Annotated in this window: 23 protein-coding genes and 2 pseudogenes; 13 read left to right on the top strand and 12 right to left on the bottom strand. The window is 61.5% G+C overall.

Going from position 1 to position 21600, the window contains the following annotated elements:
• Window positions 1–48: 48 nt before the first annotated feature.
• Window positions 49–894, bottom strand: a pseudogene (locus OZ428_RS32200) (YifB family Mg chelatase-like AAA ATPase); the annotation flags it as partial.
• A 116-nt stretch (window positions 895–1010) separates the two neighbouring features.
• Window positions 1011–1271 (bottom strand): accessory factor UbiK family protein, encoded by a 261-nt coding sequence (locus OZ428_RS32195; RefSeq protein ID WP_038843546.1) that lies wholly within the window; start codon window positions 1269–1271, stop codon window positions 1011–1013.
• A gap of 422 nt (window positions 1272–1693) precedes the next feature.
• Here OZ428_RS32195 and glnK point away from each other — a divergent pair, with 422 nt between their 5' ends.
• The 4 genes and pseudogenes from glnK (at window position 1694) to sutA (ending at window position 4120) form a co-directional block, all read left to right on the top strand.
• Complete coding sequence (gene glnK, locus OZ428_RS32190; protein ID WP_002555808.1) at window positions 1694–2032, top strand: P-II family nitrogen regulator; 339 nt, start codon at window positions 1694–1696, stop codon at window positions 2030–2032.
• A 34-nt stretch (window positions 2033–2066) separates the two neighbouring features.
• Window positions 2067–3404, top strand: coding sequence for an ammonium transporter (locus tag OZ428_RS32185; protein ID WP_016975881.1), 1338 nt, complete (start codon window positions 2067–2069; stop codon window positions 3402–3404).
• A gap of 211 nt (window positions 3405–3615) precedes the next feature.
• Window positions 3616–3690: pseudogene (locus OZ428_RS32180) on the top strand (secondary thiamine-phosphate synthase enzyme YjbQ); the annotation flags it as partial.
• Window positions 3691–3793: 103 nt separating this feature from the next.
• Complete coding sequence (sutA, locus tag OZ428_RS32175) at window positions 3794–4120, top strand: transcriptional regulator SutA (protein ID WP_016975879.1); 327 nt, start codon at window positions 3794–3796, stop codon at window positions 4118–4120.
• A 57-nt stretch (window positions 4121–4177) separates the two neighbouring features.
• Here the strand turns inward: sutA and OZ428_RS32170 are convergent, their stop codons facing one another.
• The 6 genes from OZ428_RS32170 to lptM are packed head-to-tail and all read right to left on the bottom strand — an operon-like array spanning window position 4178 to window position 8763.
• Entirely contained in the window at window positions 4178–4873 is a 696-nt protein-coding gene (locus OZ428_RS32170) for an HAD family hydrolase (RefSeq protein ID WP_269132287.1), read from the bottom strand.
• The gene (xerC, locus tag OZ428_RS32165; RefSeq protein WP_133075546.1) at window positions 4870–5769 is read right to left on the bottom strand and encodes a tyrosine recombinase XerC; all 900 of its coding nucleotides are present in this window, start codon (window positions 5767–5769) and stop codon (window positions 4870–4872) included. Before xerC ends, OZ428_RS32170 begins: the two co-directional genes overlap by 4 nt.
• Window positions 5770–5771: 2 nt before the next feature.
• Window positions 5772–6488 carry a DUF484 family protein gene (locus OZ428_RS32160; protein ID WP_033897498.1) on the bottom strand — a complete coding sequence of 239 codons (717 nt, stop codon included), beginning with the start codon at window positions 6486–6488 and terminating at the stop codon, window positions 5772–5774.
• Window positions 6489–6501: 13 nt separating this feature from the next.
• The gene (dapF, locus tag OZ428_RS32155) at window positions 6502–7332 is read right to left on the bottom strand and encodes a diaminopimelate epimerase (protein ID WP_038843551.1); all 831 of its coding nucleotides are present in this window, start codon (window positions 7330–7332) and stop codon (window positions 6502–6504) included.
• A gap of 3 nt (window positions 7333–7335) precedes the next feature.
• Window positions 7336–8583, bottom strand: coding sequence for a diaminopimelate decarboxylase (gene lysA / locus OZ428_RS32150; protein WP_033897500.1), 1248 nt, complete (start codon window positions 8581–8583; stop codon window positions 7336–7338).
• A gap of 9 nt (window positions 8584–8592) precedes the next feature.
• The gene (gene lptM / locus OZ428_RS32145; protein ID WP_010207449.1) at window positions 8593–8763 is read right to left on the bottom strand and encodes an LPS translocon maturation chaperone LptM; all 171 of its coding nucleotides are present in this window, start codon (window positions 8761–8763) and stop codon (window positions 8593–8595) included.
• A 238-nt stretch (window positions 8764–9001) separates the two neighbouring features.
• On the opposite strand from lptM, the gene cyaY reads away from it, so the two are divergent.
• From cyaY to rnk, 3 genes are all read left to right on the top strand, one after another.
• Entirely contained in the window at window positions 9002–9334 is a 333-nt protein-coding gene (gene cyaY / locus OZ428_RS32140) for an iron donor protein CyaY (protein ID WP_033897501.1), read from the top strand.
• A gap of 2 nt (window positions 9335–9336) precedes the next feature.
• Window positions 9337–9555 (top strand): DUF1289 domain-containing protein, encoded by a 219-nt coding sequence (locus tag OZ428_RS32135; RefSeq protein ID WP_016975872.1) that lies wholly within the window; start codon window positions 9337–9339, stop codon window positions 9553–9555.
• Between the two features lie 131 nt (window positions 9556–9686).
• Window positions 9687–10100: a nucleoside diphosphate kinase regulator gene (gene rnk / locus OZ428_RS32130; protein ID WP_033897502.1), complete on the top strand. Its 414-nt coding sequence runs from the start codon at window positions 9687–9689 to the stop codon at window positions 10098–10100.
• On the opposite strand, the gene OZ428_RS32125 is transcribed toward rnk, so the two are convergent.
• From OZ428_RS32125 to OZ428_RS32115, 3 genes are all read right to left on the bottom strand, one after another.
• Window positions 10097–12937, bottom strand: coding sequence for a class I adenylate cyclase (locus tag OZ428_RS32125; RefSeq protein WP_269132285.1), 2841 nt, complete (start codon window positions 12935–12937; stop codon window positions 10097–10099). The two genes, rnk and OZ428_RS32125, sit on opposite strands and share 4 nt — an antisense overlap.
• Window positions 12938–13105: 168 nt before the next feature.
• The gene (locus tag OZ428_RS32120; RefSeq protein ID WP_010207442.1) at window positions 13106–13360 is read right to left on the bottom strand and encodes a TIGR02647 family protein; all 255 of its coding nucleotides are present in this window, start codon (window positions 13358–13360) and stop codon (window positions 13106–13108) included.
• A gap of 96 nt (window positions 13361–13456) precedes the next feature.
• On the bottom strand, window positions 13457–13741 hold the full coding sequence (locus OZ428_RS32115; RefSeq protein ID WP_010207441.1) for a hypothetical protein: 285 nt from the start codon (window positions 13739–13741) through the stop codon (window positions 13457–13459).
• A 126-nt stretch (window positions 13742–13867) separates the two neighbouring features.
• On the opposite strand from OZ428_RS32115, the gene OZ428_RS32110 reads away from it, so the two are divergent.
• Window positions 13868–14527 carry a glutathione S-transferase family protein gene (locus OZ428_RS32110; RefSeq protein WP_269132284.1) on the top strand — a complete coding sequence of 220 codons (660 nt, stop codon included), beginning with the start codon at window positions 13868–13870 and terminating at the stop codon, window positions 14525–14527.
• A 108-nt stretch (window positions 14528–14635) separates the two neighbouring features.
• Here OZ428_RS32110 and argH read toward each other — a convergent pair whose 3' ends face one another.
• A complete protein-coding gene (gene argH, locus OZ428_RS32105; RefSeq protein ID WP_133075542.1) occupies window positions 14636–16030 on the bottom strand; it encodes an argininosuccinate lyase in 1395 nt (464 codons plus the stop codon).
• 505 nt (window positions 16031–16535) lie between these two features.
• Here argH and OZ428_RS32100 point away from each other — a divergent pair.
• From OZ428_RS32100 to OZ428_RS32080, 5 genes are all read left to right on the top strand, one after another.
• On the top strand, window positions 16536–17282 hold the full coding sequence (locus OZ428_RS32100) for a LytR/AlgR family response regulator transcription factor (protein WP_028618438.1): 747 nt from the start codon (window positions 16536–16538) through the stop codon (window positions 17280–17282).
• Between the two features lie 138 nt (window positions 17283–17420).
• A complete protein-coding gene (gene hemC / locus OZ428_RS32095) occupies window positions 17421–18362 on the top strand; it encodes a hydroxymethylbilane synthase (RefSeq protein ID WP_177074892.1) in 942 nt (313 codons plus the stop codon).
• Entirely contained in the window at window positions 18359–19117 is a 759-nt protein-coding gene (locus OZ428_RS32090; protein WP_269132283.1) for a uroporphyrinogen-III synthase, read from the top strand. The genes hemC and OZ428_RS32090 overlap by 4 nt, the downstream gene beginning before the upstream one ends.
• An 18-nt stretch (window positions 19118–19135) precedes the next feature.
• On the top strand, window positions 19136–20248 hold the full coding sequence (locus OZ428_RS32085; protein WP_269132282.1) for a uroporphyrinogen-III C-methyltransferase: 1113 nt from the start codon (window positions 19136–19138) through the stop codon (window positions 20246–20248).
• 5 nt (window positions 20249–20253) lie between these two features.
• Window positions 20254–21495: a heme biosynthesis protein HemY gene (locus tag OZ428_RS32080; RefSeq protein WP_269132281.1), complete on the top strand. Its 1242-nt coding sequence runs from the start codon at window positions 20254–20256 to the stop codon at window positions 21493–21495.
• Window positions 21496–21600: the final 105 nt, after the last annotated feature.

Raw genomic sequence — 21600 nt, 5'->3', positions numbered from 1 at the left:
TCAGTCGCATTAAATTCGCGAAATTCGCATTTATTTCGAAAAGCCACAGCCGCCGCCCACCAATGCAGGGCCTGATGCCGAATGATGCGGCTGGCGAAACGGTCGGTGTGGCCAATGACTCAGCGGCGCCAGGCTGACCACCGACTGAATCGCCGCCACCTCCAAGGCCTCCTGCTCACTCAACGGTGGCAACAACCCGGGCAGGCGGCTGGCGAGCAATGTCTTGCCGGTGCCGGGCGGGCCGCTGAACAGCAGGTTATGCGCCCCCGCCGCCGCAATCAGCAGTGCGCGCTTGGCGGCGAGCTGGCCCTGTACCTCGCTCAAGTCCGGGTAAGGCTTGTTCAGGTACAGCAAACCGTCGGACTTGTAGGGCTCGATTGGCTGATGCCCGTTCAGGTGCGCCACCACCTGGAGCAGATGGTCCACGGCGATCACTTTCAATCCCGATGCCAGGCAGGCTTCTTCCGCATTCGCCCGCGGCACTATCACAGTGCGCCCGGCCTTGCGCGCCGCCAATGCTGCTGGCAATACGCCTTTCACTGCGCGCACTTCGCCGGACAGTGCCAGTTCCCCGAGGCATTCCACGTCGTCGAGCATCAACGCCGGCACCTGCACGCTGGCCGCCAGGATTCCCAGGGCTATCGCCAAGTCAAAACGCCCGCCGTCCTTGGGCAGGTCGGCGGGTGCCAGGTTCAGGGTGATGCGGCGGGCAGGGTATTGCAGCGCGGAGTTGAGGATGGCACTGCGTACTCGGTCCTTGCTTTCCTTGACCGCCGTTTCCGGCAAGCCCACCAGTGTCAGGGACGGCAGACCATTGGCCATATGCACTTCGACGGTGACGGCAGGGGCTTCGACGCCAATTTGGGCGCGGCTGTGGACGATGGCGAGGGACATGCTCGTTCCTTGAAAAAGGGACCGCTTCCTGCGGTTTTTTCAAGGGTAGACGAGGGGTGACGCTATCGAAGGTGGGAGGTTTTACAGAACGTATCCAGCTCCCACATTGACCGCGTTTATTCAGCAGGCGGGGTGAGCTTGGCTTCCAGTTCGGCGACTTTCGCTTCCAGGCTCTCCAACCGCGCGCGCGTGCGGGCCAGCACCACCATCTGGCTATCAAACTCTTCCCGGCTCACCAGGTCGAGCTTGCTGAAACCGCTTTGCAGCAATGCCTTGAATTGGCTTTCGATTTCATTGCGGGGCAATGGGGTGTCGCCGCTGAACAGACGAGAGGCGTGGCCGCTCAGGGCGTCGAGGAGGTCTTTGGGCGCGAGCATGGGAAATATTCCGGAAAACTGTTGGCCGGCAGTGTATCACGCAGCGTCTATAGTCTTTTTCACGGAGGCAAGCGCACGCTTTTCGCGCAGAGGGCCGGGCGGCGACGCACTGTTTTTGTGCGCATTGCCGCCATCAAAAAGCCCCGTAGGTGGGCATAAGTGGGCAAAGGACTGATTTCAGTGATTTTTACGGAGCTGGCAAGGTTTCTGCTTAGACGATCATGACCCATGCACTGATGCAGTCGCTGTGACGAATGCAGTGCGCCGACGGATCAGGGGTACAGGTTTCGTCACCAGTGGTTCGCTGGCGTCGCAAAGGCAAATGCCGAGGCGACGACGCGTTACAAAGCCAGGCACTGCGCTTAGACTTGAGACGGGTTTGTTTTCCTGGGGCAAGTCCACCAATTCGGGAGAGAGTTTTCATGAAGCTAGTCACTGCCATCATCAAGCCGTTCAAGTTGGACGATGTACGCGAGTCGTTGTCCGAGATCGGCGTGCAGGGCATTACCGTTACTGAGGTCAAAGGCTTCGGTCGGCAGAAGGGTCACACCGAGCTGTATCGCGGCGCGGAATACGTGGTCGATTTCCTGCCGAAGGTGAAGATTGATGTCGCCATTGACGACAAGGATCTTGACCGGGTTATCGAGGCGATAACCAAGGCCGCCAACACCGGCAAGATCGGTGACGGCAAGATCTTCGTGGTCAATCTGGAACAGGCTATTCGCATCCGTACCGGCGAAACCGATACCGACGCAATCTAAGCCGCCAAACCCCAACGCCCCAGGAGAAAACAATATGACTCTGCGTAAATTCGCAGGGCTCGGAGCCCTGTTGTCCATCGTAATGCCAAGCCTGGCCATGGCGGCAGACGAAGTGGCTGCTCCAGTCCTCAATTCCGGCGACACCGCCTGGATGCTGACCGCCACCGCTTTGGTGCTGTTCATGACCATCCCTGGTCTGGCGCTGTTCTACGGCGGCATGGTCCGCTCCAAAAATATTCTGTCGGTGATGATGCAGTGCTTCGCGATCACCGGCCTGATCAGCATCCTCTGGGTCGTCTACGGCTACAGCATCGCGTTCGATACCACCGGTATGGAACAGGGTGTGGTCAACTTCAACTCCTTCTTCGGCGGCATGGGCAAGGCGTTCCTGGCGGGCGTGACCCCGGCCAGCATCACCGGCCCAGCAGCGCTGTTCCCGGAAGCCGTGTTCATCACCTTCCAGATGACGTTCGCCATCATCACCCCGGCGCTGATCGTCGGTGCCTTCGCTGAGCGTATGAAGTTCTCCGCGATGCTGATCTTCATGGCGATCTGGTTCACCCTGGTCTACGCGCCGATCGCGCACATGGTCTGGAGCGGCAACGGTGGCCTGATGTGGGACTGGGGCGTACTGGACTTTGCTGGCGGCACCGTGGTGCACATCAACGCCGGTGTGGCTGGCCTGGTGGCGTGCATCGTGCTCGGCAAGCGTAAAGGCTTCCCGACTACCCCTATGGCCCCGCACAACCTGGGTTACACCCTGATCGGCGCGGCGATGCTGTGGATCGGTTGGTTCGGCTTCAACGCCGGCTCCGCTGCTGCGGCCAACGGCACCGCCGGTATGGCGATGCTGGTTACACAGATCGCTACCGCTGCGGCGGCGCTGGGTTGGATGTTCGCCGAGTGGATCACCCACGGTAAGCCAAGCGCACTGGGCATTGCCTCCGGCGTGGTCGCCGGCCTGGTTGCAATCACCCCAGCCGCAGGCACCGTGGGCCCGATGGGCGCCCTGGTGATCGGCCTGGTTGCCGGTGTGATCTGCTTCTTCTGCGCCACCAGCCTGAAGCGCAAGCTGGGCTACGACGACTCCCTGGACGCTTTCGGCGTGCACGGTATCGGCGGTATCGTGGGTGCGATCCTCACCGGTGTGTTCGCAGCCCCTGCCTTGGGCGGCTTCGGCACAGTGACTGACATCGCTGCGCAAGTCTGGATCCAGTGCAAAGGCGTTGGCTTCACGGTGATCTACACGGCGATCGTGACCTACATCATCCTTAAGGTGTTGGACATGGTCATGGGCCTGCGGGTGACCGAAGAGGAAGAGGCCGTCGGCCTCGACCTGGCGCAACACAACGAACGCGGCTACAACTTGTAAGTACGCGAAAAAAAGATGCCCGGCTTGCCGGGCATTTTTTTGTCTGGTGTTTGTCAGTCGTAATACGCTGTAGCGGTTTTTACGCCTTGTTTGTGATGGGATGCACGCGGCACTTTTCAGCGTGCCAATGTCTTACAGGCATGTAGGCGTATTCGGCACTTTGTTTTTTCCCAGAGCGCGCTAGAATGCGCGCCGATGGGCGCAAAACTGTATTTATCTGGGCGAGCACCGTGATCATGGCGGTGCTCGTAAAGTCCTCGCCACCTTGCACGGTGATGGGGCATAAGCCACTGGTTATCCAGTGGATGTTGATTTTTTTCCGGCAGCCGTCGACAGAGGGTGAAGCTGGGCTATAACTAATCTGCTTTTCGCAAGTCATGAGGTAGAACATGAGCGACGATGATCTGGAAAACGACGAACTCGAAGTAGGTGACGAAGACGACACCGAAGAAGGTCTTGAAGCGGCGGCGGAAGACGTTGCTGACGACGACGGTGGCGATGATGCGCCTGCCCCGGCTGCCAAAGGCAAAGCCAAGGCTGCTGTGTCGGTAGATGAATTGCCGAGCGTTGAAGCCAAGAACAAAGAGCGTGATGCCCTGGCCCGTGCGATGGAAGAGTTCCTCGCTAAAGGCGGCAAAGTGCAGGAAGTCGAGGCCAACGTGGTGGCGGATCCACCGAAGAAGCCGGATAACAAGTACGGCAGCCGACCTATCTGAGGTCAGCACCCGCTTGTAAGAAAAAGCCCGCCGTCGCTGCGGGCTTTTTCATGGGTGTTATTTCCAGCCAGCCAGCAAGGGCGCTAATTCGGCCAGGCTGCGAATCTCCGCATCCGGGCGCTTGTCGGCTTCCCACACCTTACCCGTCGGGTTGAACCACACCGCCCGAAGCCCCGCCTGCTGTGCTCCGGCAATGTCATCCCCCGGATGATCGCCAATGTGCACCGCCGCACTGGCGTCCACGCCACCGCGCTGCAACGCTTCTTGAAACAAACGCGCATCCGGCTTGGCGATGCCGATGTCTTCAGCGCGCAGGGCAAAGTGGAAGTAGTCCGCCAGGCCCACGCGCTGCACGTCGGCATTGCCGTTGGTAATCACGCCCAGCAGGAAGTGTTGGCGAAGCGCCCGAAGCATGGGCTCCGCTTCGGGGAAGGGGGTGACTTGGTGCCGCGCGTGAATGAACGCTTCGAAGCATACATCCGCCATTTCCGTAGCCTCGGGCTGTGGATAACCGGCCTCTTCAAACGCATGCATCAACACCCGGTGGCGCAAAATGCTGATCCGATGTTTCAGTTCCGGATAGCGCTCCAGCACCTGCTGGCGAAGACTGGCGAAGTGCTCCAGCGGCAAATCGCCGACTTTGGCGGCGTTAAGCGCCAGCCATTCGCGCATCGACGCTTCGGCGCTGATGATGACGGGTACGTTGTCCCAGAGTGTGTCGTCCAGGTCGAAGGTGATCAGCTTGATACTCATGAGTCGCCGCCCTTGATGCGTTTGGCCCGTGGATGGGCGCTGTCGTACACCGTTGCCAGGTGTTGGAAATCCAGATGGGTGTAGATCTGCGTGGTCTTGATGTCGGAGTGGCCGAGCAGCTCTTGAACCGCGCGCAGGTCCTGGGACGATTCCAGCAGGTGGCTGGCAAAAGAGTGTCGCAGCATGTGTGGGTGCAGGTTCTGCCCCAGCTCGCGCTCGCCGGCGGCCTTGACCCGCACTTGAATCGCCCTCGGCCCCAGGCGTCGGCCTTGTTGGCTGACAAACACCGCATCATCCGCCGGGTTGGTCAAAAGGCGCAGCGGCAGCCACAGTTGCAAGGCTTCGCGGGCTTTGCGGCCCACTGGTAACACGCGGGTCTTACTGCCTTTACCGAGTACCTGAACCAGGCCGTCCGCCAGGTCCAATTGATCGAGATTCAGGCCGGTCAGCTCCGACAGGCGCAGGCCCGATGAATAGAACAGCTCAAGAATGGCCTGGTCGCGATGGGCCAGGAAGTCATCCTCGACGGCGCCATCCAGCAATTGCAGGGCGCGGTCGGTGTCCAGGGTCTTGGGCAGGCGCCGTTCGCCCTTGGGCGGCGACAGGCCGTTGGCCGGGTCGTGGTCGCACAGGCCTTCGCGGTTCAAATAGTGATAGAGCCCACGCACCGCCGAGAGCAGGCGCGACAGGCTGCGCGAGGATTGGCCCGACTGGTGCAGGCGCGCGATCAGGCTGCGCAGGCTCTGGATATCCAGGGCCTTCCAACTGTTGATCTGTTGTTTCGCGCAGTAGGCCAGGACCTTGTTCAAGTCCCGCCGGTAGGCTTCCAGGGTATGGGGCGACACCTGGCGCTCGTTGCGCAGGTGAGCGCAGTAAGCGTCCAGTTGCCGTTCCATGGCTAGCGCACCGCGCGCAGGGCGGTGGTGAAGCGCGGCAGGACGCGGCCCAGGACTTCGGCGATGTAGGTCAGGAACAGCGTGCCCACTGAACTCTTGTAGTGCTGGGGATCGCGGCTGGCGATGGCCAGCACACCGTGCAAGCCTTGATGGCTGAGCGCGACCACCGCCGTGGAGCCGATCTGCTTGCGCTGTTCGGCACCAAACAGGAAGTCCAGCTCATGCTCGCGCAAGGTGCCGCTGATGGTCTTGCCTTCGGACAACAGGCCGCCGATGGCGGTGTGTGCGTCGCTGCCGCTGACCCAGCGGCCCACCGGCATCGGGTTGTCGCTGAACAGGATCAGGCTCACGAACGGCACCTGGAAGTCCTGGCGCAGGCTGTCTTCCACGGCGATCACCGTTTCTTCCAGGCTGGTGGCGTCCATCAGGGTCAGGATCAGGCGACGGGTCTTCTCGAACAGGCGGTCGTTGTCGCGGGCGACGTCCATCAGGTGCGAGAGCTTGTGGCGCATCTCGATATTGCGCTCGCGAAGGATCTTCATCTGCCGCTCCACCAGCGACACGGTATCGCCGCGTTGATGGGGGATGCGCAGGGCCGGCAGCAGTTCTTCGTGCTCGACGAAGAAATCCGGATTAGCCTCAAGGTACGCCGCGACGGCAGCGGCCTCCAGACTTTCGCTCGGGGATGCTTGTGCGGGTACTTGAGGCTTATCGGTCATTGGATTGGCTCACTCATAGACGGACCTGTCCTTCGTATACGCGCGAGGCCGGCCCGGTCATCATCACCGGGTGGCCAGGGCCTGCCCACTCGATGGACAAGCGTCCGCCGGGCAGGTCGATCAGCAGCGGCGAATCCATCCACCCCTGGCTGATCGCGGCCACGGCAGCGGCGCAAGCACCGGTGCCGCAGGCCTGGGTTTCGCCGGCGCCGCGTTCCCAGACGCGCAATTGCGCGCGGGTACGGTCGATCACCTGCAGGAAGCCCACGTTGACCCGTGCCGGAAAGCGCGGGTGGTGTTCGATCTTCGGCCCCAATTCATGCACGGGAGCGTTGTTGATGTCGTTGACCCGCAGCACGGCGTGGGGGTTGCCCATGGACACGGCCGCGATGTCGACGGTCTTGCCATCAACGTCCAGCGCATAGCTGACAGCCTGCTCGGTGGCCTGGAACGGAATGTCCGCCGGCACCAGGCGTGGCGCGCCCATGTTGACGCTGATCTGGCCGTCACTGCGGATATCCAGTTCGATCACGCCGCTCTTGGTCTCGACGCGGATCTGGCGCTTGGCGGTCAGGCGTTTGTCCAGCACAAAGCGGGCGAAGCAGCGTGCACCGTTGCCGCACTGTTCCACTTCGGAACCGTCGGAGTTGAAGATCCGGTAACGGAAATCCACCTCCGGGTTGCTTGGCGCCTCGACGATCAGCAACTGGTCGAAACCAATGCCGGTGTGACGGTCGCCCCACTGTTTGGCGTGCTTGGGCAGGATATGCGCGTGCTGGCTGACCAGGTCGAGGACCATGAAATCATTGCCCAGCCCGTGCATCTTGGTAAAACGCAGCAGCATGGCTTACTCCGGCAGCAGGCTTTCGCCAGCATACAACTCGGCTACCGTCTCGCGGCGACGCACTTCAAACGCTTGATCACCGTCCACCAGCACCTCGGCGGTACGGCCGCGGGTGTTGTAGTTGGAACTCATGACAAACCCGTAGGCACCGGCCGAATGCACGGCCAGCAGATCGCCTTCTTCCAGGGCCAGCTGACGATCCTTGGCCAGGAAGTCGCCGGTCTCGCAGATCGGGCCGACGATGTCGTAGGCGCGCGCTTCGCTGTCGCGAGGCGTCACGGCGGTGACATTCATCCAGGCCTGGTACAGCGCCGGGCGGATCAGGTCGTTCATTGCCGCATCGACGATGGCGAAATCCTTGTGCTCGGTGTGCTTGAGGTACTCGACCTGGGTCAGCAGCACGCCGGCATTGGCGACGATATAGCGGCCAGGCTCGAACATCAGCGTCAGGTCGCGGCCTTCGATGCGCTCGCGCACCGCCTGGATGTAATCGGCGATCAGCGGCGGCTCTTCGTCGCGATAGCGCACGCCCACGCCACCACCCAGATCGATGTGGTGCAGGTAGATGCCGCATTCACCCAGACGGTCGATCAACGCCAGCAGGCGGTCGAGCGCATCCAGGAACGGCGGCAGCGTGGTCAGTTGCGAGCCGATATGGCAGTCGACACCCAGCACTTCCAGGTTCGGCAGTTGCGCGGCGCGGATGTACACGTCCTCGGCGTCGGCAATGGCGATGCCGAACTTGTTCTCTTTGAGACCGGTGGAAATGTACGGGTGTGTACCGGCATCGACGTCCGGGTTGACGCGCAGGGAAATCGGGGCGCGAACGCCCATTTCGGCGGCCACAACCTGCAGGCGTTCCAGCTCGTCGGTGGATTCGATGTTGAAGCAATGCACGCCGACTTCCAGGGCGCGACGCATGTCTTCGCGGGTCTTGCCGACGCCGGAGAACACGATCTTGTCAGCCTTGCCGCCAGCGGCCAGTACACGTTCCAGTTCGCCACGGGAAACGATGTCGAAACCAGCGCCCAATCGCGCCAGGACATTCAGTACGCCGAGGTTGGAGTTGGCCTTGACCGCGTAGCACACCAGGTGCGGCACGCCGTCGAGGGCGTCGGTGAAGGAGCGGTACTGGGCTTCGATATGCGCACGGGAATACACATAGGTCGGGGTGCCAAAGCGCTGGGCAATCGCGGACAACGCCACGCCTTCCGCGAACAGCTCGCCGTCCCGGTAGTTAAAAGCGTCCATGGGATTCCCTTATTCGTAGGTGTCGTGCTTATGCGCTTTGGAAGGCTTTTGCGACGATTGCGCCTGTTCATTCGGGTCTTTGCTGTCATCGGGCAGGTACAGCGGGCCTTTTTGACCACAGGCACTAACGAGGCAAGCGACCGCGACGAGCGCAGCAAGGGAAGAGATCAGGCGCTTCATGGCGAAATCCTTGAATATGCATTAATTGCGCCCGAGTATACCGACCACCTGCCAGCTTGCCTATGCGCTGGAATACCCGTCCGGCGGGGGTTTGCCGACACAGCCGGGAAGCGGACTACGCTGCTTGAGGATTTTTCACACCGTCAATCGTGTTGAAATCGGTATCCTTTGCAATCGGCGGGGCTCGCCCGTATCGTGCGGCGCTTGAGCAAAACCAGACACTTTTGAGGTTGCCACAATGAGTTTGACCGAAGCCCGTTTTCACGATCTGGTGGATTCGACCCAGCAGGCGCTGGAAGATATTTTCGACGACAGCGGCCTGGACGTGGACCTGGAAAACTCGGCCGGCGTGCTGACCGTCAAGTTCGACAGTGGCCAACAACTGATCTTCAGCCGCCAGGAGCCGCTGCGTCAGCTGTGGCTGGCGGCGCGCTCCGGTGGTGTGCACTTCGACTACGACGAAGAAAGCGGCAAATGGCAGTGCGACAAGAGTGAAGAACTGCTGAGTGAAATGCTCGCGCGCCTGGTCAGCGAGTACACCGGCGCCGACCTGGATTTCGACGAGATCTGATGGTGACCCAGCCTGCACCTGTCCGCCCGCCGAAGCCGCTGTTCAGTAATGTCAGCCCGGCGGTGCCGTCACCTTGTATCAGTTTGTGTCGCCTGGACGAGCAAAAAGTCTGCCTCGGCTGCTTCCGCCACGTGGAAGACATCCGTGAATGGCGCTCTGCCGACGATGCGCGGCGCCGCGTGATCTGCGCCGAGGCCGAGCAGCGCAGGGCGCGCGCCTGAGGTCGTCTTGTTTATTTGTGACGCTGTGGTAGTGTCCGAGTACGCCTCAACTCATCGAGGCCCGTGAGAACCCCGCCTTTTCCTGGCGGGGTTTTGCTTTTTTGTGCAGAAAAAAGGAGTCTGCCTGAATCATGACCACCGCACCGTCCATCATCCTCACCCGTCTTGACGTGCAGCGTCTGGAGCAACTGATCGACCGCTTGGGCGACGAATCTCCCGGCGTCGAAGCGTTGCAAGCCGAACTCGACCGCGCCGAAGACGTGGTTGGCCACGATGAAGTGCCTGCGGGTGTCGTGACCATGAACTCCAGCGTACATTGCCGTGAGCAAAGCAGCGGCAAGGACTACCACCTGACGCTGGTCTACCCGAAGGACGCCAATGCGGACGAAGGCAAGATCTCGATCCTGGCTCCCGTGGGCAGCGCCTTGCTCGGCCTGCAGGTTGGCCAGCACATCGATTGGCCTGCACCGGGCGGCAAGACCCTCAAGCTGGAACTGCTCAGTGTTGAAGGCCAGCCTAAAGACGGCGGCGCCTTCCCCCTTTAAATTTCGCTCAGTGCCACATTGAGCGACAGCTCCAGCTCGGCCTTGTAACGCAGGTACAGGTTGCTCGGGCTTTGCACATCGCCGAGCAGGCCGGACAGGTCAAGGTCGGTGATGTAGCAGCGGTAACGCTCGGTCTCCCGGCGTTGCCCGACAATTTCCTGGGCGACCACTGCGAACAGTTGGTCGCCAAACTCCAGTTCGGAAAACTCCCGCTGATTGCAGTACAAGGTAATGCCCACCTGGCCCGGTGCGGCCTTGCCGATAATCGCTTGCACGTCGTAAAACGGTTTGTTCGCCGGGTTCAGCGGTGCGGGCCGAGGTTCGATGCCGCGCGCGCGGCCGTTGCCTGACGGCAATAGCTGGTAATACAAGACCTGCACCGCGCCCAGCGGCTCCTGCTGGTCCAACGGCGATAGCGCGTCCCGGCGATAAATGATCGATTGCAAGAAACGCTGCAACGGCGCCAACAGACTCTGTTCATCGTGAAACGGCAGGCGCTGCTGCCAGAGTGCGTTGAACTCATCCAATACATACAGTTCGGCGAAGCCTTCGTTGACCCGGTAGAACACCTGCACGCAATCGGCCATGCCCATCGGCAGCAGCAACGCCAGGTCGTGGTCTTCCAGGGCCATGGCATCCAGGTGCAGCGGGCTGTAGCTGGCCAATTCTTCGCTGAGGTAGGCGATCAGCGCATCCTGGGTCGCCAGGGATACGTGATTGGCCTGGCCCGGCATCAACTCCATGACGTGATAGTGCTGCTGCACCTGGAGCAAATAGCGGTGATTGCCCTGGCCGAGCAGCAGGTTCTGCGCGGTGTCGAAGATTTCTTCCACGCGTTGGGCAATGAATTGCGCACGGTTGTGACAGAAACAGCGCACCCGCAGGCGTGGCAGATGGTCCGACGGCAACTGGTTGAGGTAGTCGCGCAGGCAGTCGAGCAGCGCGTGCGGGCCGTCGTAGCGGCTGACCATCACCTCGTTCCAGCTATTGAGCGTGACTTGGTCCAGGGTCAGCACCAGGTTGTCGCGCACACCGGCGTAACTCAGGGAGTCGGTGCGCTCGGTGGTCATCAGGATGTTCAGGTCGCGGTGATGCTTGAGCGGGTCGACGCCCACGTTGATCAGCAGCAACACTTCCTCCGGCACGGCCGAGCGCAGCAGGCGCTCTTCATCCACGCTGGCCAGGGGCAGGGCGATGGTTTGTTGCAGGCTGCCCAGCAGGTTGAACAGCTCGAATTCGGTCATGTCGCTGGTGCCGGGGTGCAGCGCCAGGCGCGTGCTGCTATCGATCACGCCGTTGCGATGGCACCAGGTCAGCATCTCCAGCAGGTCGCGGCTGCGTTTGATCGGCGCGAAGTGTTCCCATTCCAGCGCTGTAAGGTTGCCGTTATACAGGCCCCAGTGGTGCTGGCCCGGCTCCTTGCGGTTGGGCGATTGCACCAGGGTCAGGGTGTCTTCAGCCAGGTCCGGGGCAATGCCTGGGTTGATGAACTCGACCTTGCCGGCCTTGCGTTCAAAGGCGGCGTATAGGCGCCGACCCAGCACATTGAGGTCGCGTTTGTTGATCAGGCTGACGGTCTGTTCGGTGCGGGCGAATTGGGTCAGGAAGCGGTAACTGTAGTTGAGCTCGCTCACCAAGGCCCGGCGCTCGGAGGCGACCTGACGCACTTTCCACTGGCTGCGGCTGTCGAGCAACGCCAATTGGCGCTGGTCCCAGCCCCATTCATGGGCCAGGCGCTCCAGCAGTAGGCGCTGCCAGCTGGTGGTACGCTGGCCGGCGCTGAGCTTGCGGTTGACCTTCAGGTACAGCGCGCGCCGTACCAGTTCCAGGCGCTCGGGCTCGTTGCGGGCCTTGAGGTATTCCTCGATGCGGCGGTACACCACGATGTACGGGTCCAGCTCATCCAGGTCCATCTGGTTGGCGAACACCGCGCGCTTGAAGCGCAGGCTCAAGCAATGCACGTTCGGGTGTTCGCTGGCGTAGACCTCGGTCAGCAGCAACTTGAGCACGGATTTGTAGGGCGACTCAATGCCCTTGAACAGTTGCCACAGCCCGGCGCCAATGAATTCGCCGGGGGGAATGCGCGCCAGGTGGCCCAGGTCGAGGGTTTCGTCGGCGCGGATAAACCGCTTGGAAATCAGTGTATGGGTGAACTCGGCATAACGGGTTTCTTCATACACCGGCACCAGCCACCAGATCGGCGTCCGTCCGGCCAGCCAGATGGCGGTGCGGTAGAACTCATCCAGCAACAGGTAATGCTGGGTGGTGCCGCAGTCGTCGGAGCTCAGTTGCGTATCGCGCTCACCGAGCACAAAGCGTGTTGGCTCGATCAGAAAGAAGTGCGCCTCTGCGCCCATGGTCAGGGCCCAGGCTTCCAGCAGCTGGCACTTTTTGCGCAGCTCGGCCAACTCGGTCTCACTCAGGTCTGGGGCGTGACACACCCACACATCCATATCGCTCTGGTCGGCCTGCGCCAGGGTGCCCAGGCTGCCCATCAGGAACAGGCCGTGGATTGGTCGCGGAGGGTTGCCGTGGCGCGGTTTGTAGGAGAACGAGCGCGTCAGGCGCTGGGCTTCAGTGAGGGCTTGGGCGTCCGGTTCGTAATTCGACAGGCCTGCTGGCGTACTGCCCGACACATAGCCCGGCAGCAACGGATGGTTGACGTGAAAAAACAGCGGCAACAGGTTCAGCACGCTTTGCTGGCGCGGCGTCAGCCCCTCGATGGCACGGGCCATACGGCCTTCATTGAGGGCCATGAACCGCGCGCGCAACTGGGCCAGCACCTTGCGGTCGATGCCTTCGTCCAGGTCGGGGCGGATTTCATGGGTGCGGGTCATGTCGAACTCGGTGGCTCGCAGGGCCCGACGTGGGCGGCCGTGTAGGAGTTTACAGCCAGTAGCGTAGGAGGTTTAGAGGGAAATGGTTTTTGACGTCAGAATTTTTGCACTTGAACAGCAATGCCCTCGGAGTCCGCGAGGGGCGGACTCCATGGGCGGTATCCGGTATCAGGCGGCTTCTTTGGTGGTGGCAGTGGTCAAGATAGTCAGCAGGGTCTGGGCCTGCTCTGCGGCGTCCCGGCCAAGGCTGGTCAGGTAGCCCCCGTCCGGCTGGTCGATCAGCCCTTTCGCGTGGAGGCGTTTGGCGGCGGCGATGGCAGTAGGTGCGGCGGTCTGGTGGACTTTCAGACCTTCTTTGGTGCTGTCCAAGGGGAAGAGTACAAGGATTTCCAGTTCGGCAACCAACTCAGGGGTATACGACATAAGGACTCCAGACTTTCTAAGAATTTATTAGAGGCTAGCAGGCCATAAGGTGAACGCACTTTGCCGAACTGTCCAGTGTGTTGCCGCGTGTTGGATTTATTGCTTTTCAGGCGGCAATTCCGGCAGGGCGCGCAGTGCAGTTTCATACCATTCGGTATTGAAGGCGCGGTCCTCTTCCAGCAGCGCGTCGATCTCGACAGCCAGCACGTGAGCCATCAGTTGCAGGATCTCTTCACGCTCGTAGCCCACCAGGGTCAGCTTGTTGAACGTGGCCTTGGCGGCCGGTGGGTTTTCGCTCTCGATCTGGTTCTCGATCGCTTCGATCAAGGTGGTTTCGGCGAATTCTTCTTCGTCGTTGTCGATATCGGTCGGCTCGCTCATGGGAGGCTCCTCAAGGAAAGGGCGCCAGTCTACCCCCATTCAGGCAGGTGATGCTGCTGGTCAGGGCGGGCGTCGGGATCTATAACAGTTGCAGCCAACCCCATTCCCGGCCTGGAGGCACCTGCAATGCTCAAACTCTACGGATTTTCGGTCAGCAACTACTACAACATGGTCAAGCTGGCGCTGCTGGAGAAAGGGCTGCCTTTCGAAGAGGTGCCTTTTTACGCGGGCCAAACCCCGGAGGCCCTGGCGGTGAGCCCGCGAGGCAAGGTGCCGGTGCTGGGCGTGAAACAGGGTTTTATCAACGAAACCAGTGTGATCCTTGAATACATCGAGCATACCCAGGAAGGGCCCGCGCTGCTCCCGGCCGAGCCATTCCAGCGTGCGCAGGTGCTGGCGCTGTGCCGGGAAATCGAGCTGTACATCGAGTTGCCTGCTCGCGCGTGTTTTGCAGAAGCCTTCTTTGGCATGCCGGTGCCGGAGGCGATCAAGGAGAAGTCCAAGGCCGAATTGTTGTTGGGTTTTGGTTCATTGGGCAGGCACGGCAAGTTCGCGCCTTATGTCGCTGGGGAGAGCTTCACGATTGCCGATTTGTATTTCATGTACAGCGTGAACCTCGCCTGCGGGGTGGGCGAGAAGCTGTTTGGGCTGGATTGGCTGGCTGAGATGCCAAAGGCCAAGGTGTTGTTGGACAGGCTGCATGCAATGCCCAATGCGCAGAAGGTAGCTGCGGACAGGGAAGCGGCGATGCCGGCGTTTATGGCGATGATTGCAGCAAAAAAATAGACATCGCTTTTGTGGCGAGGGAGCTTGCTCCCGCTGGGCTGCGTAGCGGCCCCAAAATCTTGGGAGCGCTTCGCACTCCAGCGGGAGCAAGCTCCCTCGCCACAGGGGTCAGCGGTTGGCGAGTAGGGCCTGGCCACGTACGACGGCTGCCTTGACCTGCGCCGGCGCAGTCCCGCCCACGTGGTTACGGGCATTCACCGAGCCTTCCAGGGTCAGCACGGCAAACACGTCCTGCTCGATCTGGTCGCTGAACTGACGCAGTTCTTCCAGGCTCATTTCCGCCAGGTCCTTGCCGGTTTCCACGCCGTACTTCACAGCGTGGCCGACGATTTCGTGGCAGTCACGGAACGGCAGGCCACGGCGCACCAGGTAGTCCGCCAGGTCGGTTGCGGTAGAGAACCCACGCAGCGCCGCTTCACGCATGATTGCGTGCTTGGGTTTGATCGCCGGGATCATGTCGGCAAACGCGCGCAAGGAGTCGCGCAGGGTGTCGGCGGCGTCGAACAACGGCTCTTTGTCTTCCTGGTTGTCCTTGTTGTAGGCCAGAGGCTGGCCTTTCATCAGGGTCAGCAGGCCCATCAAGGCGCCGAACACGCGGCCGCTCTTGCCACGCACCAACTCGGGCACGTCGGGGTTTTTCTTTTGCGGCATGATCGAGCTGCCGGTGCAGAAACGGTCCGGCAGGTCGATGAACTGGAATTGCGCGCTGGTCCACAGCACCAGCTCCTCGGAGAAGCGCGACAGGTGCATCATCGCGATGCTCGCGGCGGCGCAGAATTCGATGGCGAAGTCACGGTCCGACACGCCATCCAGGGAGTTGCCGCCCACGGCGTCGAAGCCCAGCAATTGCGCGGTGTATTCGCGATCGATCGGGTAGGTGGTGCCGGCCAGCGCAGCGCTGCCCAGAGGCATGCGGTTGGCGCGCTTGCGGCAGTCCACCAGACGCTCGTAGTCGCGGCTGAGCATTTCGAACCAGGCCAGCAGGTGGTGGCCGAAGGTCACAGGCTGTGCGGTCTGCAGGTGAGTGAAGCCCGGCATGATGGTGTCCGACTCGCGCTCGGCTTGCTCAAGCAGGCCTTTTTGCAGGCGGGTGATCTCGGACAGGATCAGGTCGATTTCGTCACGCAGCCACAGGCGGATATCAGTGGCCACCTGGTCGTTACGGCTACGGCCGGTGTGCAGCTTCTTGCCGGTCACACCGATGCGGTCGGTGAGGCGGGCCTCGATGTTCATGTGCACGTCTTCCAGATCGACACGCCAGTCGAACGTGCCGGCTTCGATCTCGCCACGGATGGTGGTCAGGCCGTCGATGATGCTGTCGCGCTCGGCGTCGGTCAGCACGCCGACCTTGGCCAGCATCGTCGCGTGGGCGATGGAGCCCATGATGTCGTGGCGGTACAGGCGCTGGTCGAAGGTGACGGAGGCGGTGAAGCGGGCGACGAAGGCGTCGACGGGTTCACTGAAGCGGCCGCCCCAGGACTGGTTGGTCTTGTCGGTGCTCATGGATTCGCTCGTGATCTGCTTAATAAAGAGGCATGGAAGTGTGCCGGCGATAATAACAGGGTTGCCCGTGGACGCGGTGCTGCGGGTCGTCGGCATTTTTATTTGTGCAAAGGATGGCTAAGTGCCTTGCCGTCGAACGCGTCCAGGACGAGACTGGGTACAGGGGTTTATTGAAACGATATTTGACGATTGAGCAATGTCGTCTCAGTGAGCGTCTACAGTTGGACTGATAGTGTGTGAATGCACCAAAGTCGGGTGATGCGGTCAGAGCCCAGACTATCCATTTAAAAAGGGGGGTATTCGGATTGTGTATCAGCAAACCCTACGACGATGCCCGAAGGCAGCAGGTTTTGGGCGCTATTGAACAGGTCCGGGTAAATATGGGTGCCACTCTCAGGGCACTTTTTGCCGCTCGCGCTAGTCTTAGCGTGGATCGCTGTGACGCAAGTCACCGCACCTGTCTACGCTATCCTTGTGCGAGACTCACGCAGGAATCCAGCGCAATATGAATGTCCTGATCGTTGATGACGAACCCCAAGCCCGCGAGCGACTGAGCCGTTTGGTCAGTGATCTCGAGGGTTACGCAGTACTCGAACCGAGCGCCACCACGGGCGAAGAGGCGTTGACGCTGATCGACAGCCTCAAGCCGGATGTGGTGTTGCTCGATATCCGTATGCCGGGCCTTGATGGCCTGCAAGTTGCCGCCCGACTGAGCGAGCGAGAGTCGCCACCCGCCGTGGTGTTTTGCGCTGCAGGCGATGAGTTTTCCGCGGAGACGCTGGAAGCCAGTGGAGTCAGCTTCCTCACCAAACCGGTGGCTGGCGAAGCATTGCTCAAGGCCCTGAAAAAGGCCGAGCGCCCAACCCGTGTCCAACTCGCCGCCTTGACCCAGCCAGCAGCCCAGAGTGGTAATGGGCCGCGCAGTCATATCAGCGCCCGCACCCGCAAAGGTATCGAGTTGATCCCTTTGGGCGAGGTGGTCTATTTTATCGCCGATCATAAGTACGTGACCCTGCGCCACCAGGGCGGCGAAGTGTTGCTCGATGAGCCACTCAAGGCGCTTGAGGATGAGTTCGGCGACCGCTTCGTGCGTATCCACCGCAATGCGCTGGTGGCCCGCGAGCGCATCGAACGCCTGCAACGCACGCCGCTGGGGCACTTTCAGCTGTTCCTGAAAGGCCTGAATGGCGACGCACTGATCGTCAGCCGACGGCATGTAGCCGGTGTGCGCAAGATGATGCAGCAGCTTTAGCCCGAGGGCTGTGGCGAGGCCTGCAATTCATATCCCGGTGCGACGTGGCCAGGGAGGCCCCGCACTTGCTGATTCAAATCAAAGCGTATTTGCCTGAGCTGTTATTATCTGCCGTATCTATTCAGTACGGATTGATCCATGTCCTCTCGCGAAATCCGCATCGCCACCCGTAAAAGCGCCCTGGCCTTGTGGCAGGCCGAATATGTCAAAGCACGCCTGGAACAGGCCCATCCTGGCTTGACCGTGTCCCTGGTGCCCATGGTCAGTCGCGGCGACAAGCTGCTCGACTCGCCACTGTCGAAGATCGGCGGCAAGGGATTGTTCGTCAAGGAACTGGAAACCGCGCTGCTGGAAAACGAAGCCGACATCGCCGTGCATTCGATGAAAGACGTGCCCATGGACTTCCCCGAAGGCCTGGGCCTGTTTTGCATCTGCGAGCGCGAAGACCCGCGTGATGCCTTTGTTTCCAACACCTACGCGTCCCTGGACGAATTGCCTTTGGGCAGCATTGTCGGCACGTCCAGCCTGCGTCGTCAGGCTCAGCTGCTGACCCGTCGTCCGGACTTGCAGATCCGCTTTCTGCGCGGCAACGTCAACACCCGACTGGCCAAGCTGGATGCCGGTGAATATGACGCGATCATCCTTGCCGCGGCCGGCCTGATTCGCCTGGGCTTCGAAGACCGCATCACCTCGGCCATCAGCGTCGAGGACAGCTTGCCAGCCGGTGGGCAGGGCGCGGTTGGCATTGAGTGCCGCACCGCCGACAGTGAGATCCACGCCCTGCTCAAGCCTCTTGATCACCACGACACTGAAGTCCGCGTCACGGCCGAGCGTGCCCTGAACAAACACCTCAACGGTGGTTGCCAGGTGCCGATCGCCTGCTACGCCGTGCTTGAAGGTGAAAACCTGTGGCTGCGTGGCCTGGTGGGTGACCCGGAAGGCGGCACCTTGCTGACCGCCGAGGTGCGTGGCCCGCAGCGTGACGCTACAGCCCTGGGTATCCAGGTAGCCGAAGAGCTGTTGGACAAAGGCGCTGGTGCCATCCTGCAAAAAGTCTACGGCGAGGCCGGCCCGCAGTGACCGAATGGCGCGTGCTGCTGACGCGGCCTGCCGAGGAGTCGATGGCCCTGGCGGCCGCGTTGGCCGACGCGGGCATTTTCAGCAGCAGCCTGCCGTTGCTGGATATTGAACCGCTCCCCGTAACACCTGAACAGCAAGCCTTCTTCCATGATCTGGGGCGTTATTGTGCGGTGATTGTCGTCAGCAAGCCTGCGGCACGCCTTGCCGTGGCGCAGCTGGATCGCGCATGGCCGCAACTGACGTGGTTCAGTGTCGGCGCCGCCACGGCGCAGGTACTGGCCGAACACGGCCTGAATGTTAAGTATCCGCCTACTGGCGACGACAGCGAGGCTTTGCTTCAATTGCCCGCGTTGCGCGAGGCTATCGCCCGCCCGGATGCCCAGGTGTTGATCCTGCGCGGTGAGGGCGGTCGCGAGCTGCTGGCGGAGCGTTTGCGTGAACAAGGTGCTAGTGTCGACTATCTGGAGTTGTATCGCCGTTTCTTGCCGGCCTATGAGGCCGGTGCACTGATGCAACGCATCCAGTTGGAACGCTTGAACGGCCTGGTGGTCAGCAGTGGGCAGGGTTTTTTACACCTGCAAGCCCTGGCCGGAACCGATTGGCCCCAGGTGGCACAGCTGCCGTTGTTCGTGCCAAGCCCGCGAGTCCTGGAGATGGCGCGGTCCGCTGGCGCAGAAAAAGTTGTGGATTGTCGCGGTGCGAGTGCCGCGGCTTTGTTAGTGGCGATACGGAGCTATCCCGTTCCCACTCTCTGAAACGCAAAGGACGGATACGTGAGCGAAACAGCCTTGCCTAAAGATGAAACCCAACCCGCACTTGATGCGCCGGTTGAGTCACCGGTCACCGCGCCGCGCCGTGGCAATGGCCTGGCAATTGTCGCCCTGCTGCTCGGCGCTGCGGGTGTTGCCGCCGGCGGTTGGGGGATCTGGCAGGTCCGCGCGTTGCAAGCCAGCAGCCAGCAGCAGTTGGGCCAGGTGCAGACCCTCGATGATCAATCCCAATCCCTCAAGCAAAGCCAGCAACAACTGGCCGCGCGGCTGGCGCAGTTGCCGGGTGCGGATGAGTTGGAGGAGCGTCGTCGTCTGGTGGCTCAGCTCCAGGGTGATCAGCAGCGCCTGAGCCAGCGCCTGGAAACCGTGCTGGGAGCCAGCCGCCAAGACTGGCGTTTGGCCGAGGCCGAGCACTTGATTCGTCTGGCGAGCCTGCGCCTTTCTGCCCTGCAAGATATCAACAGTGCCCAGGCTTTGGTCCAGGGTGCCGACGAGATTCTTCGTGAGCAGAGCGATCCGGGCGCCTATGCCGCCCGCGAGCAATTGGCCAAGAGCCTTGCCGCGTTGCGCAGCACCGAGCAGCCAGACCGTACGGGGCTGTATCTGCAATTGGCGGCCTTGCGTGATCAGGTGGTGCAACTGGCGGCCATTGCCCCGGAGTATCAACTGACCGAGCCTGCTTCCGGTGGGCGCCCGACTACCGATACGGAGAGCCGCTGGAGCCAATGGTGGGAGCAGATTTCCCGCTACTTCCGCATCGACTTCAACCCGGATGACAACATCCGTCCGTTGCTGGCCGGCCAAGGTTTGAACCAAGTGCGGCTGGCCCTGAGCCTGGCGCTGGAGCAGGCGCAATGGGCAGCGCTCAACGGTGAATCGGCAGTCTACAGCCGCTCGTTGGGCGAGGCGCGTAGCGTGTTGCAGGACAACTTCAACCCGGACAACCCGCAGAGCAAGGCGATGCTGGCGCGTATCGCCGAGCTTGAGTCCAAGGCGGTGTCGGTGGTGACGCCGGATCTGGCCGCAAGCCTCGCTGCCGTACAGGCATACCTTGAGCGTCGTCATTTGTCTGCCGACGAAGCCAAGGCGGCGGCCACGCCGGCGAAGCAGGAGTAGAGCCGATGAAACGCTTCTATGTGATCCTGGTGCTGGCGATCGCAATCGCGCTGGCACTGGCAGTGGGCATTTCGAAACACACCGGCTACGTGCTGGTTACCTACCCTCATGTGCTGCATTACGAGTCGAGCCTGTGGGCGACTCTGGTGGCGGTGTTTGCCATCGGCCTGGCGATCTACCTGGTCCGTGTGTTGTTGAGCCTGGTCACCACCTCCGGTGGCGTGGTCAATCCGTGGTCGCGGCGTAACCGCAGCCGGCGTGTGCAGGTTGCCATCGAGCAGGGCCAGATGGACCTCGCCGAAGGTCGCTGGGCCAGTGCCGAACGCCACTTGCATCGTGCCGCCGAAGCCGAGCGTCAGCCACTGCTGTATTACCTCGGCGCAGCCCGTGCGGCGAATGAGCAGGGGCGTTACGAAGAGTCCGATGGTTTGCTGGAGCGCGCCCTGGAGCGCCAGCCCCAGGCCGAGCTGGCGGTCGCCCTGAGTCATGCGCAACTGCAACTGGACCGCGGCGATACCGACGGCGCACTGACCACCTTGCAGGCCATGCACGAACGTCACCCCCACAACGCTCAGGTCTTGCGTCAATTACAGCGGCTGCATCAGCAGCGGGGCGACTGGTCGTCGGTGATCCGCCTGCTGCCGGAACTGCGCAAGGATAAAGTGCTGCCCGCCAGTGAACTGGCCGAGCTTGAGCGTCGCGCCTGGGGCGAGAACCTGAGCCTCGCGGCCCAGCGTGAAGAGCAGGGCGAGGCCGGCCTGCAGTCCCTTGAGCGAGCCTGGCAGCAACTCACTTCCGCCCAGCGCCAGGAGCCGCAACTGGTCCTGGCTTATGCCGAGCAACTGCGCCAGTTGGGTGCCGATGCCAAGGCCGAGGAAGCGCTGCGTGGCGCGATCAAGCGCGGTTACGACAGCCATCTGATTCGACTCTACGGCTTGTTGCGTGGCAGTGATCCAGCCAAACAATTGAAGTTTGCCGAAGGTTGGCTCAAGGATCATCCAGGTGATGCCAGTCTGCTGCTGACGCTGGGTCGTTTGTGCCTGCAGAACAGCCTGTGGGGCAAGGCGCGGGATTATCTGGAAAGCAGCCTGCAGGTGCAGCGTAATCCCGAGGCCTGTGCCGAGTTGGCGCGTTTGTTGGCGCAACTGGGTGACACTGAACGCAGCAACCAGCTGTTCCAAGAGGGCCTTGGGTTGTTGGACAACCGTTTGCTGGCGTCACCGTTGCCTGTGCCGGTCCGAGTTTGATGTAGGAAATGGGTGAGGAGCGGCCCGGAGATAACTGGCCGCCACCCCCTCATTCCATGGGAAAAACTGGCTGTAGAGCGTTTGTGGGCAATGTCTGACGCTCAA

This window comes from Pseudomonas sp. GXZC (assembly GCF_026967615.1).
GTDB classification, from domain to species: Bacteria; Pseudomonadota; Gammaproteobacteria; order Pseudomonadales; family Pseudomonadaceae; genus Aquipseudomonas; species Aquipseudomonas azotoformans_A.
The sequence above is the reverse complement of the archived record's forward strand: the minus strand, read 5'-3'. Positions and strand labels throughout refer to the sequence as shown.